At 65.6% G+C, this 15,119-nt stretch carries 23 protein-coding genes; 22 read left to right on the top strand and 1 reads right to left on the bottom strand.

Going from position 1 to position 15,119, the window contains the following annotated elements; translation table 11 throughout:
• Positions 1–13: 13 nt before the first annotated feature.
• The 22 genes from rplN (at position 14) to truA (ending at position 13,040) form a co-directional block, all read left to right on the top strand.
• Complete coding sequence (gene rplN / locus ACSHWB_RS10615) at positions 14–382, top strand: 50S ribosomal protein L14 (RefSeq protein ID WP_030478306.1); 369 nt, start codon at positions 14–16, stop codon at positions 380–382.
• A 2-nt stretch (positions 383–384) separates the two neighbouring features.
• A complete protein-coding gene (gene rplX, locus ACSHWB_RS10610) occupies positions 385–699 on the top strand; it encodes a 50S ribosomal protein L24 (protein ID WP_090065866.1) in 315 nt (104 codons plus the stop codon).
• Between the two features lie 2 nt (positions 700–701).
• On the top strand, positions 702–1,265 hold the full coding sequence (rplE, locus tag ACSHWB_RS10605) for a 50S ribosomal protein L5 (RefSeq protein ID WP_439661895.1): 564 nt from the start codon (positions 702–704) through the stop codon (positions 1,263–1,265).
• 4 nt (positions 1,266–1,269) lie between these two features.
• Positions 1,270–1,455, top strand: a complete 186-nt coding sequence (locus ACSHWB_RS10600; protein WP_030473455.1) for a type Z 30S ribosomal protein S14 — start codon at positions 1,270–1,272, stop codon at positions 1,453–1,455.
• A gap of 118 nt (positions 1,456–1,573) precedes the next feature.
• Entirely contained in the window at positions 1,574–1,972 is a 399-nt protein-coding gene (gene rpsH / locus ACSHWB_RS10595; protein WP_030478309.1) for a 30S ribosomal protein S8, read from the top strand.
• A 12-nt stretch (positions 1,973–1,984) separates the two neighbouring features.
• Positions 1,985–2,524: a 50S ribosomal protein L6 gene (gene rplF / locus ACSHWB_RS10590; protein ID WP_045309814.1), complete on the top strand. Its 540-nt coding sequence runs from the start codon at positions 1,985–1,987 to the stop codon at positions 2,522–2,524.
• A gap of 1 nt (position 2,525) precedes the next feature.
• Positions 2,526–2,927, top strand: a complete 402-nt coding sequence (gene rplR / locus ACSHWB_RS10585; RefSeq protein ID WP_030478311.1) for a 50S ribosomal protein L18 — start codon at positions 2,526–2,528, stop codon at positions 2,925–2,927.
• A 34-nt stretch (positions 2,928–2,961) separates the two neighbouring features.
• Positions 2,962–3,570 (top strand): 30S ribosomal protein S5, encoded by a 609-nt coding sequence (rpsE, locus tag ACSHWB_RS10580; protein WP_030473451.1) that lies wholly within the window; start codon positions 2,962–2,964, stop codon positions 3,568–3,570.
• 2 nt (positions 3,571–3,572) lie between these two features.
• Positions 3,573–3,758: a 50S ribosomal protein L30 gene (gene rpmD / locus ACSHWB_RS10575; protein ID WP_053733139.1), complete on the top strand. Its 186-nt coding sequence runs from the start codon at positions 3,573–3,575 to the stop codon at positions 3,756–3,758.
• Positions 3,755–4,198, top strand: a complete 444-nt coding sequence (gene rplO, locus ACSHWB_RS10570) for a 50S ribosomal protein L15 (protein WP_086669037.1) — start codon at positions 3,755–3,757, stop codon at positions 4,196–4,198. The genes rpmD and rplO overlap by 4 nt, the downstream gene beginning before the upstream one ends.
• A gap of 537 nt (positions 4,199–4,735) precedes the next feature.
• Positions 4,736–6,046 carry a preprotein translocase subunit SecY gene (gene secY / locus ACSHWB_RS10565; RefSeq protein WP_439661894.1) on the top strand — a complete coding sequence of 437 codons (1,311 nt, stop codon included), beginning with the start codon at positions 4,736–4,738 and terminating at the stop codon, positions 6,044–6,046.
• The gene (locus ACSHWB_RS10560; RefSeq protein ID WP_359757727.1) at positions 6,047–6,595 is read left to right on the top strand and encodes an adenylate kinase; all 549 of its coding nucleotides are present in this window, start codon (positions 6,047–6,049) and stop codon (positions 6,593–6,595) included.
• 59 nt (positions 6,596–6,654) lie between these two features.
• On the top strand, positions 6,655–7,437 hold the full coding sequence (gene map, locus ACSHWB_RS10555; protein WP_439661893.1) for a type I methionyl aminopeptidase: 783 nt from the start codon (positions 6,655–6,657) through the stop codon (positions 7,435–7,437).
• 207 nt (positions 7,438–7,644) lie between these two features.
• Complete coding sequence (locus tag ACSHWB_RS10550; RefSeq protein WP_439661892.1) at positions 7,645–8,226, top strand: hypothetical protein; 582 nt, start codon at positions 7,645–7,647, stop codon at positions 8,224–8,226.
• Between the two features lie 122 nt (positions 8,227–8,348).
• A complete protein-coding gene (infA, locus tag ACSHWB_RS10545) occupies positions 8,349–8,570 on the top strand; it encodes a translation initiation factor IF-1 (RefSeq protein ID WP_005166804.1) in 222 nt (73 codons plus the stop codon).
• Between the two features lie 25 nt (positions 8,571–8,595).
• Positions 8,596–8,709, top strand: coding sequence for a 50S ribosomal protein L36 (gene rpmJ, locus ACSHWB_RS10540; protein ID WP_010148647.1), 114 nt, complete (start codon positions 8,596–8,598; stop codon positions 8,707–8,709).
• A gap of 216 nt (positions 8,710–8,925) precedes the next feature.
• Positions 8,926–9,306 carry a 30S ribosomal protein S13 gene (gene rpsM, locus ACSHWB_RS10535; protein WP_045309821.1) on the top strand — a complete coding sequence of 127 codons (381 nt, stop codon included), beginning with the start codon at positions 8,926–8,928 and terminating at the stop codon, positions 9,304–9,306.
• A gap of 37 nt (positions 9,307–9,343) precedes the next feature.
• Entirely contained in the window at positions 9,344–9,751 is a 408-nt protein-coding gene (gene rpsK / locus ACSHWB_RS10530; protein ID WP_015105236.1) for a 30S ribosomal protein S11, read from the top strand.
• Positions 9,752–9,774: 23 nt separating this feature from the next.
• The gene (rpsD, locus tag ACSHWB_RS10525; protein WP_090074346.1) at positions 9,775–10,380 is read left to right on the top strand and encodes a 30S ribosomal protein S4; all 606 of its coding nucleotides are present in this window, start codon (positions 9,775–9,777) and stop codon (positions 10,378–10,380) included.
• 153 nt (positions 10,381–10,533) lie between these two features.
• The gene (locus ACSHWB_RS10520) at positions 10,534–11,592 is read left to right on the top strand and encodes a DNA-directed RNA polymerase subunit alpha (RefSeq protein WP_030478322.1); all 1,059 of its coding nucleotides are present in this window, start codon (positions 10,534–10,536) and stop codon (positions 11,590–11,592) included.
• 48 nt (positions 11,593–11,640) lie between these two features.
• A complete protein-coding gene (gene rplQ / locus ACSHWB_RS10515) occupies positions 11,641–12,192 on the top strand; it encodes a 50S ribosomal protein L17 (RefSeq protein ID WP_439661891.1) in 552 nt (183 codons plus the stop codon).
• Positions 12,193–12,248: 56 nt separating this feature from the next.
• The gene (gene truA, locus ACSHWB_RS10510) at positions 12,249–13,040 is read left to right on the top strand and encodes a tRNA pseudouridine(38-40) synthase TruA (protein WP_439661890.1); all 792 of its coding nucleotides are present in this window, start codon (positions 12,249–12,251) and stop codon (positions 13,038–13,040) included.
• Positions 13,041–13,373: 333 nt separating this feature from the next.
• On the opposite strand, the gene ACSHWB_RS10505 is transcribed toward truA, so the two are convergent.
• Entirely contained in the window at positions 13,374–14,936 is a 1,563-nt protein-coding gene (locus tag ACSHWB_RS10505; RefSeq protein WP_439661889.1) for a S8 family serine peptidase, read from the bottom strand.
• Positions 14,937–15,119 lie beyond the last annotated feature (183 nt).

Genomic DNA, 15,119 nt, shown 5'->3' with positions numbered 1-15,119 from the left:
AGGAGCAAGTTAAGTGATTCAGCAGGAGTCGCGGCTTCGCGTCGCCGACAACACCGGTGCGAAGGAAATCCTTTGCATCCGTGTTCTCGGTGGCTCTGGCCGCCGCTACGCGGGCATCGGCGACATCATCGTCGCTACCGTCAAGGACGCGATCCCCGGTGCCGGCGTGAAGAAGGGTGACGTCGTGAAGGCTGTCATCGTCCGCACCGTCAAGGAGCGCCGTCGTCCGGATGGCTCGTACATCCGCTTCGACGAGAACGCCGCTGTGCTCATCAAGAACGACAACGAGCCCCGCGGTACCCGCATCTTCGGCCCGGTCGGTCGTGAGCTGCGCGACAAGAAGTTCATGAAGATCATCTCGCTGGCTCCGGAGGTGCTCTGACCATGAAGGTGAAGAAGGGCGACACGGTCGTCGTTATCGCCGGCAAGGACAAGGGCGCCAAGGGCAAGGTCATCCAGGCCTACCCGGAGAACGGCAAGGTCCTGGTCGAGGGCGTCAACCGGATCAAGAAGCACACCAAGATCACGCAGACCCAGCGGGGCGCGCAGTCTGGTGGCATCGTGACCCAGGAAGCCCCGATCAACGTCTCCAACGTGATGGTGGTCGACTCGGACGGCAAGCCGACCCGTGTTGGTTACCGGACGAACGACGAGGGCAAGCGGGTCCGCATTTCCCGTCGTAACGGGAAGGACATCTGATCATGACTACCGCAGAGAAGATCATCCCGCGGCTCAAGACGCGCTACCGCGACGAGGTGAAGGCCGAGCTGCAGAAGCAGTTCGACTTCTCCAACGTGATGCAGATCCCGGGCGTCGTGAAGGTCGTCGTCAACATGGGTGTCGGCGACGCCGCCCGTGATGGCAAGCTGATCGAGGGTGCCGTCAAGGACCTCTCGATCATCACCGGCCAGCGCCCCGAGGTTCGTCGGGCCCGCAAGTCCATCGCGCAGTTCAAGCTGCGTGAAGGCATGCCGATCGGCGCGCGCGTCACGCTGCGCGGCGACCGCATGTGGGAGTTCCTCGACCGTCTGCTGACGATCGCGCTGCCCCGTATCCGCGACTTCCGCGGCCTCTCGGGCAAGCAGTTCGACGGCAACGGCAACTACACGTTCGGTCTGAACGAGCAGTCGATGTTCCACGAGATCGACCCGGACGCTATCGACCGGCCTCGCGGCATGGACATCACCGTCGTCACCACCGCCACGAACGACGAGGAGGGCCGGGCGCTGCTGAAGCACCTGGGCTTCCCGTTCAAGGAGAACTGACTCGATGGCCAAGAAGGCGTTGATCAACAAGGCCGCGAAGAAGCCGAAGTTCAAGGTCCGGGGTTACACCCGGTGCCAGCGTTGCGGCCGCCCCCACGCGGTGTTCCGCAAGTTCGGCCTCTGCCGGATCTGCCTGCGCGAGATGGCTCACCGCGGTGAGCTGCCTGGCGTGAGCAAGTCCAGCTGGTAATTCAAAGCTCCATTACTTCGCTGTAGGCCCGCACACGACCGTCCTGTCCTCCCCTCGGGGAGGGCAGGTCTGGACCCTGAGCCGGTGAACCGCAGCGAGAAAGGTTGACCAGGTCACCATGACGATGACCGATCCCATCGCAGACATGCTCACTCGTCTGCGGAACGCGAACTCGGCATACCACGACAAGGTCGTGATGCCGCACTCCAAGATCAAGGCGAACATCGCCGAGATCCTCAAGCGCGAGGGCTACATCGCCTCGTACCGCGACGAGGACGGCGAGGTGGCCAAGAACCTGGTCGTCGAGCTGAAGTACGGCCCGAACCGTGAGCGCAGCATCGCCGGCCTCCGCCGCGTGTCCAAGCCCGGTCTGCGCGTGTACGCGAAGTCCACGGGCCTGCCCCGAGTTCTCGGTGGCCTCGGCGTGGCGATCATTTCGACCTCTGGCGGTCTCATGACCGACCGTCAGGCCAACAAGGCAGGCGTGGGCGGAGAAGTCCTCGCCTACGTTTGGTAAGGGGGAGTAGACATGTCGCGCATCGGTAAGCAGCCGATCATTGTCCCCTCCGGGGTCGACGTGAACATCGCCGGCCAGGACGTCAGCATCAAGGGCCCCAAGGGTCTCCTGACGCTCACGCTCGCTGAGCCGATCATCGTCGAGAAGGCCGAAGACGGCACTCTCGAGGTCAAGCGCCCGAACGACGAGCGCCGCAACCGCGCGCTCCACGGCCTGTCGCGCACGCTCGTGCACAACATGGTCGTCGGCGTCACCCAGGGCTACGAAAAGAAGATGGAAATCCACGGCGTCGGTTACCGCGTCGCGCTCAAGGGCTCTGAGCTCGAGTTCGCGCTCGGTTACTCGCACCCCGTCAAGGTGGAGGCCCCCGCGGGCATCACCTTCGCGGTCGAGACCCCGACCCGGTTCTCCGTCTCGGGTATCGACAAGCAGCTGGTCGGTGAGGTTGCCGCCAACATCCGCAAGCTGCGCAAGCCCGACCCGTACAAGGGTAAGGGCGTCCGGTACTCGGGCGAGAAGATCCGTCGCAAGGTCGGAAAGACGGGTAAGTGACATGAGCGAGTCGACTGTTACGAAGCGCAAGCCGGTGGGCAAGGACATCTCCACCAGGCGTCGTGTTGCGAAGGCCCGTCGCCACTTCCGCCTCCGCAAGAAGGTCAACGGCACCGCCGAGCGTCCGCGCCTGGCCGTGCACCGTTCGTCGAAGCACATCACCGTGCAGATCATCGACGACCTGAAGGGCCACACGATCGCGGCTGCCTCCTCCATGGAGGCCGACGTCCGTGCCCTGGACGGCGACAAGAAGGCCCGTGCGGCCAAGGTCGGCCAGCTGGCCGCGGCCCGCGCCAAGGACGCCGGCGTCACGGCGGTCGTGTTCGACCGCGGTGGCAACGCGTACCACGGCCGGATCGCTGCTCTGGCGGATGCCGCTCGCGAGGCGGGGCTGGAGTTCTGACAATGATCAACACCGGAATTGAGAGGGACGCCTGATGCCAGGACGTACGCGTCGCGAAGGCGGCGGGGGCGAGCGCGGAGAGCGCCGCGACCGTCGTGACGGCGGCCGCGGCGGCGCGGCCCAGGAGAAGACCCCCCACCTCGAGCGCGTGGTTGCGATCAACCGCGTCTCCAAGGTGGTCAAGGGTGGTCGTCGCTTCAGCTTCACCGCGCTCGTCGTGGTGGGTGACGGCGACGGCATGGTCGGCGTCGGTTACGGCAAGGCCAAGGAAGTTCCCGCGGCCATCGCCAAGGGTGTCGAGGAAGCGAAGAAGAACTTCTTCCGCGTGCCTCGCATCGCCGGCACCATCCCCCACCCGGTCCAGGGTGAGAAGGCCGCTGGTGTGGTCCTGCTGCGTCCGGCCTCGGCCGGTACCGGTGTCATCGCGGGTGGCGCTGTCCGCGCCGTCCTCGAGTGCGCCGGCGTGCACGACGTGCTGTCGAAGTCGCTCGGCTCCGACAACGCGATCAACATCGTGCACGCGACCGTGGCGGCCCTCAAGGGTCTGCAGCGTCCGGAAGAGGTCGCGGCCCGTCGTGGCCTGCCCCTCGAGGACGTCGCTCCCGCCGGCATGATCCGCGCTCGCGCGGGCCAGGGGGTCTGATCATGGCTCAGCTGAAGATCACCCAGGTCCGCAGCACCATCGGTACCAAGCACAACCACCGCGAGTCGATGCGCACCCTCGGGCTGCGCAAGATCCGCCAGTCGGTCGTGCGTGAGGACACCCCCCAGGTGCTCGGCCTGATCCACGCCGTGCGTCACCTGGTGAGTGTTGAGGAGGTCCAGTCGTGACCATCAAGATTCACGACCTGCGTCCGGCCCCCGGCGCCAAGACCGCCAAGACCCGCGTTGGTCGTGGTGAAGGCTCCAAGGGCAAGACCGCCGGCCGCGGTACGAAGGGCACGGGCGCTCGCAAGAACGTCTCGCCGCGCTTCGAAGGTGGCCAGATGCCGCTGCACATGCGGCTCCCGAAGCTCAAGGGCTTCAAGAACCCGTTCCGGACCGAGTACCAGGTCGTGAACGTCTCCGCCATCGCTGCCTCCTTCCCGGAGGGCGGCTCGGTGGACGTTCCCGCGCTGGTTCTGGCCGGGCTGGTCCGCAAGGGCTCGCTCGTCAAGGTCCTGGGCGACGGGGACGTCTCCGTCAAGCTGGATGTCACGGCTGACAAGTTCTCCAAGACCGCTGTGGAGAAGTTGGCTGCCGCTGGTGGGTCCTCCACCGTGGCTTCCTGAGGTTCTGCACTGCTCTGAAGGGCCCTGAGGCTTCGCCTCGGGGCCCTTTGGCGTTTCTTGGTGGCCGTGGACGCGGTCGCCTTGTTCGCTGCTGTGGCGGCTGATTCCTGGGGCTCCGCCCCCAGACCTCGCCAATCTGATCAAAAGCCGGGCCCGCGCCGTACGCGGTCAGACGGCACGCCTGTTGCTTTGGGCGGAGTTGCGTTGCGCAGGGGGCGCGGCCGTGGTGCGGGGTTCGCTTTGCGGGTATTTCTGCGGGAACTTTGAGGGCTCTGCTGACGTTCGCGGTCGGCGTAATTGCTGCTCGTAGCACGGATCCGCAGGGCGCGGTACCCCGGATGGACTAGTGGTTCGGTCAGAGATCAACCACTTGGAACCTGTGATTGGCCACTGGGTACGGGCAGGTCCTGGAGGGCTGTTAGAGTCGCGGGCTGAACCCGGATGTCCTCCGGGTTGCTTGGTCGTGGCTACCTGACTCGGCCTGCCAACTACCGCATGTGCCGGTCCCTGGGGGTCGGCAACGCTCAGGAGGTTCGCGTGCTCGGCGCATTCCGCTCGGCTCTCGCGACGCCGGATCTACGCAAGAAGATCCTGTTCACTCTCGGGATCATCATTGTGTACCGGCTTGGTGCGACCATGCCCGCGCCGGGCGTGTCCTTCAAGAACGTGCGCGCGTGTGCTGAACAGCTTGAAGGCCAGAACATCTACTCGCTGATCAACCTGTTCAGCGGCGGCGCGCTGCTGAACTTGTCCGTGTTCGCGCTGGGCATCATGCCCTACATCACCGCGAGCATCATCATTCAGCTGCTCACCGTGGTCATCCCGCGGTTCGAGCAGTTGAAGAAGGAAGGACAGGCTGGTCAGGGCAAGCTCACGCAGTACACGCGGTACCTGACCATCGGTCTGGCGATCCTGCAGTCCACCGGTCTCGTGGCGCTGGCCGTGCGCGGGCAGCTGTTCGGTGAGTGCGACCAGGACGTCATCCCGAACAAGGACAGCATCTTCACCCTCATCGTGCTGGTCATCACCATGACCGCCGGTACCTCGGTCATCATGTGGCTGGGTGAGCTGATCACCGAGAAGGGCATCGGCAACGGCATGTCGTTGCTGATCTTCACCGGTATCGCCGCCCGCATCCCGGCCGAGGGCAAGAACATCCTCGACAAGAGCCCGATCACCTTCGCGCTCGTCGTCGTCGCTGCTCTGATCATCATCGCGAGCGTCATCTACGTCGAGCAGGCCCAGCGTCGCATCCCGGTGCAGTACGCCAAGCGCATGATCGGCCGCCGCATGTACGGCGGTACGTCGACGTACCTTCCCCTCAAGGTGAACCAGGCCGGCGTCATCCCGGTCATCTTCGCCTCGTCGCTGCTCTACCTGCCGGACCTGATCGTGCGCCTCACCCAGGGCACGTCGACCGAGACGAACTGGTTCTCGACCTTCGTGTCGACCTACCTCGTCAAGCAGTCGAGCTGGGTGCACATCGCCTCGTACTTCCTGCTGATCGTCTTCTTCACGTACTTCTACGTCGGCATCACGTTCAACCCGGACGAGCGTGCTGACGAGATGAAGAAGTTCGGTGGCTTCATCCCCGGCATCCGTCCCGGACGTCCCACCGCCGAGTACCTCAAGTTCGTCCTGGGCCGCATCACGCTTCCCGGTTCGCTCTACCTCGGCATCGTGGCGATCCTGCCGAACCTGTTCCTGGACTTGACCGGCGACGGTCAGAATCAGAACTTCCCGTTCGGCGGCACCGCGGTTCTGATCATGGTCGGTGTCGGCCTCGACACCGTGAAGCAGATCGAGAGCCAGCTCATGCAGCGCAATTACGAAGGGTTCCTCCGCTAGATGCGACTCGTTCTCGTTGGCCCGCCGGGTGCGGGCAAGGGCACCCAGGCCGAAGTGTTGAGCCGCAAGCTCGGCGTGCCGCACATCTCGACGGGCGACCTCTTCCGGTCACACATCAGCAACCAGACCGAGCTCGGGCTGGAGGTGCAGAGCATCCTCGACGAGGGCGCTCTCGTGCCGGACTCCATCACGAACGAGATGGTGCGCAAGCGTTTGGCCGAGGCGGACGCGGCGGACGGGTTCCTGCTCGACGGGTTCCCCCGCAACGTCGCCCAGGCGGACAAGCTGGGTGAGTTCCTCGCTGTCGGTGGCCACTCGCTCGACGCGGTGCTGGAGTTCCGGGTCGACGAGGACGTCGTGGTGGAGCGGCTGCTCGCTCGCGGGCGCACGGACGACAAGGAAGACGTCATCCGGCACCGCCAGCAGGTGTACCGCAACGAGACCGCGCCGCTGCTGAGCTACTACGCGGAGAAGGTCATCTCCATCGACGCCGTCGGTGAGATCGACGAGATCAGCGAGCGGGCACTGGCCGCGCTGAACGAGAAGTGACTGGTGGACTGCTCGACCGGCTCCGCTCAGTCATCTCGGGCGCGAAAGTTAGTGAAGGCATGAGCAAGATCGAGATCAAGACCCCCGGCCAGCTGGAGGCCATGCGCGCCTCCGGCCTGGTCGTGGCGCGGGCGTTGCGCAACGTGGTCGACGCGGTGAAGCCCGGTGTGTCCACGTGGGAGCTCGACGAGATCGCCGAGCAGACCATCCGCGACGCCGGCGCCATCCCGTCGTTCAAGGGCTACAACGGGTTCCCCGCGAGCATCTGCGCGTCGGTGAACGACCAGATCGTCCACGGGATCCCGAGCAGGACGCAGGTGCTGGCCGAAGGGGACCTGATCTCCATCGACTGCGGTGCGATCCTCGACGACTGGCACGGCGACTCGGCCGTCACGGTCGGCGTCGGCGAGCTGTCTCCCGCGGACCACAAGCTGTCCGAGGCGACCAGGCTGTCGATGCTCGCGGGCATCGAGGCCGCGGTGCCCGGTGGCCGGCTCACGGACATCTCGTTCGCCATCGAGTCCTCGGCCATCGAGTCAGGTGAGCGCGACGGTATCGAGTACGGCATCGTCGCGGACTACGGCGGCCACGGCATCGGTACCAAGATGCACATGGACCCGTTCCTGCCGAACTTCGGCAAGCCCGGCAAGGGACCTCGGCTCAAGGTCGGCATGGCCATCGCGATCGAGCCGATGCTGACGCTCGGCACCGACGACTCCCAGGAGCTCGAGGACGGCTGGACCGTCATCACGCTCGACGGCACGCGTGCCGCGCACTGGGAGCACAGCGTCGCGATCACGGAGAACGGTCCCTGGGTGCTCACCGCGCCCGAGGAAGACTAAGCGCCCCAACGGTTTTCCGACCTAGCCCCGTTCGCCCTCCGGTGAACGGGGCTATTTCGTTTGCTCCCGTGGATATGGTCGGGGTGACGAACGAGTCCAATGCTTGGGGGCATTGTGGGGGTAACCCGTTTCGTCCTGTCCGCGCTTCTGATTCCAATTGCAGGCTGTGCTGCCTCTAAGCCGGCCACCGACTTCACCTACCAGGACGTGCCGGCGGAGCGCATCGCCGACCGGATCTTCCTGGCCGACGCCATCGCGGCGACCGAGGGCTGCTCACCGCCGTTCTCCGACGTCGTCGTCCGGCGTCCGAACTTCCTCGCTCCACCGGCTCCTGTCGACGGTGGGTGCGGGGGCAGCGTCCGCGCCGCCGCCTCGTGGGAGTACACCGACGCCGTGAGTCGCATCACGGTGCTGCACGAGATCGTCGTGCGGGAGTGGGACGTCCTGCTCCGGTCCGGACCGGAGGCCGCCGAGACGCGGTCGAACGCGGCGACGTTGCTGCACTGCCTCGACCGGGCGGGGTTCACCCAGCGCGGTCCAGGCGATCCGAGTCTGGAGAGCTACGGCGTCGGTTCTGGCGATCTAGCGCTCAACAACGCAGCTCAGAGGTGTTCTGACGAGTCCGGCTACGGGTCTCGGGTCGCGGCTCAACGGCTGCGCACGCTGAGATCGGTGCTCGGCAGGCACGAGTCGGAGATCAACGACATCGCCCGGCTCCGTCCCGTGATCGAACGGGGTGCCCAGCCGGATTCAGGCCCTGACCGGACCCGATTTGGGTTGCCGCAGTGAGCTGCGTACACTGGTCAGGTGGCGCACCAGTCGCGCCGGTTCAGTCGTGCCCTCCGAGGTGAGTCAGAGCCGGGGTGGCGCGCGTCCAAAGGTTATTACAACTGTCACGAAACGCGGAGGACATGGGCAAGAAGGACGGGGCCATTGAGGTCGAGGGCCGCGTAGTCGAGCCGCTCCCCAACGCGATGTTCAGGGTCGAGTTGGAGAACGGTCACAAGGTACTCGCGCACATCAGCGGCAAGATGCGACAGCACTACATCCGCATCCTCCCTGAGGACCGGGTTGTCGTGGAGCTCTCGCCCTACGACCTGTCCCGCGGGCGCATCGTCTACCGCTACAAGTGACCTCCAGTAGCAGGAGATCTCAGGCGTGAAGGTTCAGCCGAGCGTCAAGAAGATCTGCGACAAGTGCAAGGTGATCCGCCGTCACGGGCGGGTCATGGTGATCTGCGAGAACCTGCGCCACAAGCAGCGCCAGGGCTGAGCAGTTCCCCCATGCGCTCGTCGAGATCCTCGATGACGCAGTAACGAGAAACTCCTCGCACCTACCGCACGGGCACGACGCGTGCGGACACCCCCGGATTCCAGGCCGGGGCCGGGACACCGGCTGTGAGAGCAGCCGGAACGACACACAGCGAGTCAGTCACCGGAATTGGGCGAGGAGCAGACCTGGAAGTAATCGACAGGAGTTAATCGCCACATGGCACGACTCGCTGGCGTAGACCTCCCCCGCGAAAAGCGGATGGAGATCGCGCTCACCTACATCTTCGGCATCGGTCGTACGCGCTCCAAGGAGCTGCTCGCCGCCACGGAGATCTCCCCGGACCTCCGGGTGAAGGATCTGACGGACGACGACCTCGCCAAGCTGCGGGACCACATCGAGACGAACTACAAGGTCGAGGGTGACCTTCGCCGTGAGGTCGCGGCCGACATCCGTCGCAAGATGGAGATCGGTTGCTACGAGGGTCTTCGGCACCGTCGCGGCCTGCCCGTTCGCGGACAGCGCACGAAGACGAACGCCCGTACCCGCAAGGGTCCGAAGAAGACCGTCGCCGGCAAGAAGAAGGCCGGCAAGAAGTAAGACCTCGGGTCTGTTGTCCTCAACTTAGGAGTTCGTTTTGCCACCCAAGTCCCGCACGGGCGCCGGGGTCAAGAAAGTCCGGCGCAAGGAAAAGAAGAACGTCTCGCACGGCCAGGCGCACATCAAGAGCACGTTCAACAACACCATCGTGTCCATCACGGACCCGCTGGGCAACGTGATCAGCTGGGCGTCCGCCGGCCACGTGGGCTTCAAGGGCTCGCGCAAGTCGACGCCGTTCGCGGCGCAGATGGCTGCCGAGAACGCCGCCCGCAAGGCCGCCGAGCACGGCATGCGCAAGGTGGACGTGTTCGTCAAGGGTCCCGGCTCCGGCCGTGAGACCGCGATCCGTTCGCTGCAGGCCGCCGGTCTCGAGGTCGGCACCATCCAGGACGTGACCCCGCAGCCCCACAACGGCTGCCGCCCGCCCAAGCGGCGCCGGGTCTGAGGCACGGGGAGGAGTAAGAACTAATGGCTCGTTACACGGGACCTGCGACGCGCATCTCGCGCCGCCTCAAGGTTGACCTCGTTGGTGGGGACCAGGCGTTCGAGCGCCGTCCGTACCCGCCCGGCCAGCACGGCCGCGGCCGGGTCAAGGAGTCCGAGTACCTGCTGCAGCTCCAGGAGAAGCAGAAGGCTCGCTACACCTACGGCGTCCTCGAGAAGCAGTTCGTCCGCTACTACAAGGAAGCGGTTCGTCGCCCCGGCAAGACCGGCGAGAACCTGCTCCAGATCCTCGAGGCCCGCCTCGACAACGTGGTGTACCGCGCGGGCCTCGCCCGCACGCGTCGCCAGGCTCGCCAGCTGGTCAGCCACGGGCACTTTCTGGTCAACGGCCACAAGGTGAACATCCCGAGCTACCAGGTGTCGAAGTTCGACATCATCGACGTGAAGCCGAAGTCCATGCCCACGCTGCCCTTCGAGGCTGCGCGCGCGTCCTTCGGTGACCGCCCGATTCCCGCTTGGCTGCAGGTCGTCTCCTCGAACCTGCGCATCCTCGTGCACCAGCTGCCCGAGCGCGCGCAGATCGACACGCCTGTCACCGAGCAGCTCATCGTCGAGCTCTACTCGAAGTGATCCTCTCTCGGCGGCTGTCCCTTGTGGACGGCCGCCGAGGTCGGGTCCCGCATCGGCGCGAAGGGTGTGCCGAGTGCGTTTGCCGGTCTTCGTGACTGGCTGTTGTTGGCGGCGTCAAATAGCGGGCGTCGTTGATCGGAAAGGTAGAACCCAGTGCTGATTTCCCAGCGCCCCTCGCTCGCCGAGGAAGCGGTCTCCGAGACCCGTTCCCGGTTCGTCATCGAACCGCTGGAGCCGGGCTTCGGTTACACGCTCGGCAACTCGATCCGCCGCACGCTGCTCTCGTCGATCCCCGGTGCTGCTGTCACGAGCATCCGCATCGACGGCGTGCTGCACGAGTTCACCACGGTTCCCGGGGTGAAGGAGGACGTCACCGACGTCATCCTGAACCTCAAGGAGCTCGTCGTCTCGTCCGAGGAGGACGAGCCGGTGACCATGTACCTGCGCAAGCAGGGCCCCGGTGTGGTGACCGCGGGCGACATCGTGCCTCCGGCCGGTGTCACCGTGCACAACCCCGACCTGCACATCGCGACCCTGAACGGCAAGGGGAAGCTGGAGATCGAGCTCGTCGTCGAGCGCGGTCGCGGCTACGTCCCGGCTGTCCAGAACAAGCAGGCGGGCGCCGAGATCGGCCGCATCCCCGTCGACTCGATCTACTCGCCGGTTCTCAAGGTGACGTACAAGGTCGAGGCCACTCGTGTCGAGCAGCGTACGGACTTCGACAAGCTGATCCTCGACGTGGAGAGCAAGCCCTCGATCACCCCGAGGGACGCGGTTGCCTCCGCGGGTAAGACCCTGGTTGAGCTGTTCGGCCTCGCTCGCGAGCTGAACATCGACGCCGAGGGCATCGAGATCGGCCCGTCGCCGGCCGAGGCTGACACCATCGCCGCGTTCGCGATGCCTATCGAGGATCTGGACCTCACGGTCCGTTCCTACAACTGCTTGAAGCGGGAAGGCATCCACACCGTCGGCGAGCTCGTGTCGCGCAGCGAGGCGGACCTGCTGGACATCCGCAACTTCGGTGCGAAGTCGATCGACGAGGTCAAGATGAAGCTCGTCGGCCTCGGCCTCGCCCTGAAGGATTCGCCTCCTGGGTTCGACCCGTCCGCGGCTGCTGCCGACTACCACCCCGGTGACACGGGCTGGGGCGCCGGTACCGGCCTGGACCCGCACGACGACGGTCAGGACTACGCGGAGACCGAGCAGCTCTGACGCTCTGATTCAGAGCTAGAGGATCTCTTTCAGTTACAGGAGTAAGCGATGCCCACCCCTACCAAGGGCCCACGGCTCGGTGGGTCTCCGGCACACGAGCGGCTGCTGCTCGCCAACCTGGCGACGGCGTTGTTCGAGCACGGCCGGATCAAGACCACTGAGGCCAAGGCGAAGCGGCTGCGTCCGTACGCCGAGAAGATCATCTCGAAGGCCAAGGCCGGCGACCTGCACAACCGTCGCGAGATCATGAAGGTGATCCGCAACAAGGACGTCGTGCACAAGCTGATCGCCGAGATCGGTCCGTTCTTCAGCGACCGTTCCGGTGGCTACACCCGCATCACCAAGACGCTGGCGCGCAAGGGCGACAACGCCCCCATGGCCATCATCGAGCTGGTGCAGCAGAAGCTCGTCTCCACCGAGGCCGAGGCTGCGCGCAAGACCAAGTTCGCCAAGGACGAGAAGCCGGCCGAGACCGCCGCTGTCGTCGAGGCCGACGAGACCAAGGCCGAGGACGCTGTCGAGGTTGACGGCGAGCCGACCGCTGAGGCCGTCGAGGCTGAAGAGGCGAAGGACGAGGCCGCTGAGAAGGACAAGTCCTGATCAGTACGTCTGACGAGCCCGTCGTTCCCGGTTCCGGGGGCGGCGGGCTCGTTCGTGTGCGGTTCGACCTGGGGTACGACGGCACGGAGTTCTCCGGCTGGGCTCGGCAGCCTTCCCGTCGGACTGTCTGCGGGGTTCTCGAGGACACGCTTTCCATGGTGTTGCGCGAGGACGTGTCGCTGACCGTGGCTGGGCGGACCGATGCCGGGGTGCACGCCTCTGGGCAGGTTGCTCACGCTGATCTGCCTGCTTCTGTGGACGTTGCTGGGCTGCCCAAGCGGTTGGCTCGCGCGTTGCCCTCAGACGTTCGGGTGTTCGGGGCTCGGGTGGTGCCCTTCGCCTTTGACGCTCGGTTCTCCGCGTTGCGGCGGCACTACGAGTACCGGGTCTCGGATGCCGAGTTCGGTGCGCATCCGTTGCGGCGGTTGGACACTCTGGCTTGGCCTCGTCCGCTGGACGTTGGCGCCATGAATGTCGCTGCTGAGTTGTTGTTGGGGGAGCACGACTTTTGCGCGTTCTGCAAGCGGCGTGAAGGGGCTACCACCATCCGGGAGCTGCAGCGGCTCGAGCTGGTGCGGGACCCGTTGGACGGGGTTGTCACGGCGTTTGTGTCTGCTGATGCGTTCTGCCACTCGATGGTTCGGTCGCTGATTGGGGCGTTGCTGGCCGTTGGGGAGGGGCGGAAGGCGGTTTCGTGGCCTTCGTCGTTGTTGGCTCTTAGCGGGCGGGCCAGCGGGGTTACCGTGGCTCCTGCCCATGGGTTGTGTTTGGTTCGGGTGGACTTTCCTGGGGATGGGGAGTTGGCGGCTCGGGCTGAGGCGACTCGGCGGGTTCGTACTTTGGGTTGAGCCGCCTTCGGCGTTCGCGCAGGTTGAGTGGTTCGTCTCCCTGTTGCGTTGGCGGGCTGTGGTTGGTTGTTCGTAGGCGGTTGGGTTGCGTGCGTCTCGTGGCGGCTGATTCCTGGGGCTCCGCCCCACCTTGACCGCATTGGAAAGACGGCTCGCCTTCGGCATCGCGTGTGATCAGGTGTCTGGTTTCGGCTTCGCGGGACTGTCAGACCCGCTCGCTAGGTTGGGTCGCGGGGACTCCAAACCCGAGGGGACCCCTGCGCAAGCTTGCCCGGCAAAGGGAGGAGCCCCCGGCGCGGGCCGGGGGCTCCTGGTGGTGCGGCTTGGCTTGGGTCAGATGTCGAGCGTCCACGAGTCGATGTGGCCCGTGTCCTGGCGGTAGAGGTCGCGGACCCGCAGCTGCCAGGTGCCGTTGGCGTCCTCCGCCGCGACGTTCACGGCGTAGGTGGCGTTGAGGTCGTCCGCGCTGTCCGAGCCGTTGCTGACCTTCAGGACCTTCACGGCGCCCGAGGGGGAGATCAGGGACAGTTCCAGGTCGCCTCGGTAGGTGTGCTTGATGGCGACCTTCACGGAGCCGGTGGCGCTGGCCTTGCCGTTGCAGTCGGCGATGGTGATCGCGGACTTGACCTCGCTGGCGTCCGGGATGGCGGTGTCGGCGTCGTTGGTGACTGCGGGGCAGGCGCCGGGCGGGTTGCCGGGGGCGGTGCCGGTGATGTGGAGGAGCTTGTTCGGGGAGCCGGTGCCGGGAGTGGTGACAACGTCGGAGGTGGCGTTGTCAACGAGGGCGTCTCGGACCTGCTGCGGGGTGGCCGTCGGGGACGAGCCGAGGTAGACGGCCGCCGCGCCGACTACGTGCGGGGTCGCCATCGAGGTGCCGCTGATGGTGTTGGTGGCCTCGTCGTTCGTGAGCCACGCCGAGGTGATGTCGCGGCCAGGGGCGAAGATGTCCAGGCAGGTGCCCAGGTTCGAGAACGAGCTGCGGGAGTCGGTGCGGTCCGTGGAGCCCACGGTGATGGCTTCCGGGGTGCGGGCCGGGGAGGTGTTGCAGGCGTTGCCGCCGCTGTCGTTGCCTGCTGCCAGGCCGTACGTGACGCCTGCGGCGATGGAGCGGGTCACTGCGTCGTCGACGGTCTGGTTGGCGCCGCCGCCCAGGGACATGTTGGCCACCGCGGGCTTGCGGGCCGGGTTGGCCTGGACGTCCGCGGTGACCCAGTCGATGCCGGCGATGACGCCTGCGAAGGTGCCCGAGCCCGAGCAGTTCAGGACTCGGACGGCTACGAGCTTCACGTCCTTGGCGACGCCGTACTTCGTGCCGCCCACGGTGCCCGCGACGTGGGTTCCGTGGCCGTTGCAGTCGTTGGCGTCGGCATCGTTGTCAACGGTGTCGGTACCGGACACCGCTCGGCCGCCGAAGTCGGTGTGGGTGATGCGGATGCCGGTGTCGATGATGTACGCGGTGACGCCCGTGCCCTTGTTCGGGTACGTGTAGCTGTTGTCCAGCGGGAGTGCTCGCTGGTCGATCCGGTCCAGGCCCCAGGACGGGGTCGGGGTCTGCGTGTCCGAGATGCGGACCTCGCCGTCCTGTTCGACGTAGGAGACGGCCGGGTCTGCTGCCAGGCGCTTGGCCTGGGTCTCGGACATCTGCGCCGAGAAACCGCGCAAAGCGGACTTGTAAGAGTGCTTCACCTTCGCGCCGTACTTAGCGCTGAGGTTCTCCACGCTTGACGTGCTGACGTCCTTCAGCACGACGATGTAGTTGTCCTTGACCGCGTTGGACGCACCGAGGTTGCGAATCTCCCCCTCGGGCGCAGCGGTGGCGGAGACGGACGACAGGACGAGCGCAGTGCCCGCCACCAGTCCGATTCCGGCCGCTCGTCTGGCCCACGATTCTCCCATAGCAGCAAGCTCCCTCGTCGCAGGGTTGTGCAGGTGAGAGTTTTCTTAGTGGCGCGGACTGATTACGCACAAGAAGGTCCACGATATTGCCTTCTAATGGCGAATCAACAGATTTGGTGTGTCCTGTGAATTAGTTGGTGCAGCTGATCTCTTTACAAAACAATTGCGCCCCGAACGGTTGTC

Source organism: Lentzea sp. HUAS TT2 (assembly GCF_051853195.1).
Lineage (GTDB): Bacteria > Actinomycetota > Actinomycetes > Mycobacteriales > Pseudonocardiaceae > Lentzea.
This window is presented reverse-complemented; position numbering and strand designations above follow the sequence as displayed.

Coding starts and splice junctions, on each gene's coding strand:
- rplX (WP_090065866.1), top strand. CDS start 385: ATGAAGGTGAAGAAGGGCGACACGGTCGTCGTTATCGCCGGCAAGGAC.
- rplE (WP_439661895.1), top strand. CDS start 702: ATGACTACCGCAGAGAAGATCATCCCGCGGCTCAAGACGCGCTACCGC.
- ACSHWB_RS10600 (WP_030473455.1), top strand. CDS start 1,270: ATGGCCAAGAAGGCGTTGATCAACAAGGCCGCGAAGAAGCCGAAGTTC.
- rpsH (WP_030478309.1), top strand. CDS start 1,574: ATGACGATGACCGATCCCATCGCAGACATGCTCACTCGTCTGCGGAAC.
- rplF (WP_045309814.1), top strand. CDS start 1,985: ATGTCGCGCATCGGTAAGCAGCCGATCATTGTCCCCTCCGGGGTCGAC.
- rplR (WP_030478311.1), top strand. CDS start 2,526: ATGAGCGAGTCGACTGTTACGAAGCGCAAGCCGGTGGGCAAGGACATC.
- rpsE (WP_030473451.1), top strand. CDS start 2,962: ATGCCAGGACGTACGCGTCGCGAAGGCGGCGGGGGCGAGCGCGGAGAG.
- rpmD (WP_053733139.1), top strand. CDS start 3,573: ATGGCTCAGCTGAAGATCACCCAGGTCCGCAGCACCATCGGTACCAAG.
- ACSHWB_RS10560 (WP_359757727.1), top strand. CDS start 6,047: ATGCGACTCGTTCTCGTTGGCCCGCCGGGTGCGGGCAAGGGCACCCAG.
- map (WP_439661893.1), top strand. CDS start 6,655: ATGAGCAAGATCGAGATCAAGACCCCCGGCCAGCTGGAGGCCATGCGC.
- infA (WP_005166804.1), top strand. CDS start 8,349: ATGGGCAAGAAGGACGGGGCCATTGAGGTCGAGGGCCGCGTAGTCGAG.
- rpsM (WP_045309821.1), top strand. CDS start 8,926: ATGGCACGACTCGCTGGCGTAGACCTCCCCCGCGAAAAGCGGATGGAG.
- rpsD (WP_090074346.1), top strand. CDS start 9,775: ATGGCTCGTTACACGGGACCTGCGACGCGCATCTCGCGCCGCCTCAAG.
- rplQ (WP_439661891.1), top strand. CDS start 11,641: ATGCCCACCCCTACCAAGGGCCCACGGCTCGGTGGGTCTCCGGCACAC.
- ACSHWB_RS10505 (WP_439661889.1), bottom strand. CDS start 14,936: ATGGGAGAATCGTGGGCCAGACGAGCGGCCGGAATCGGACTGGTGGCG.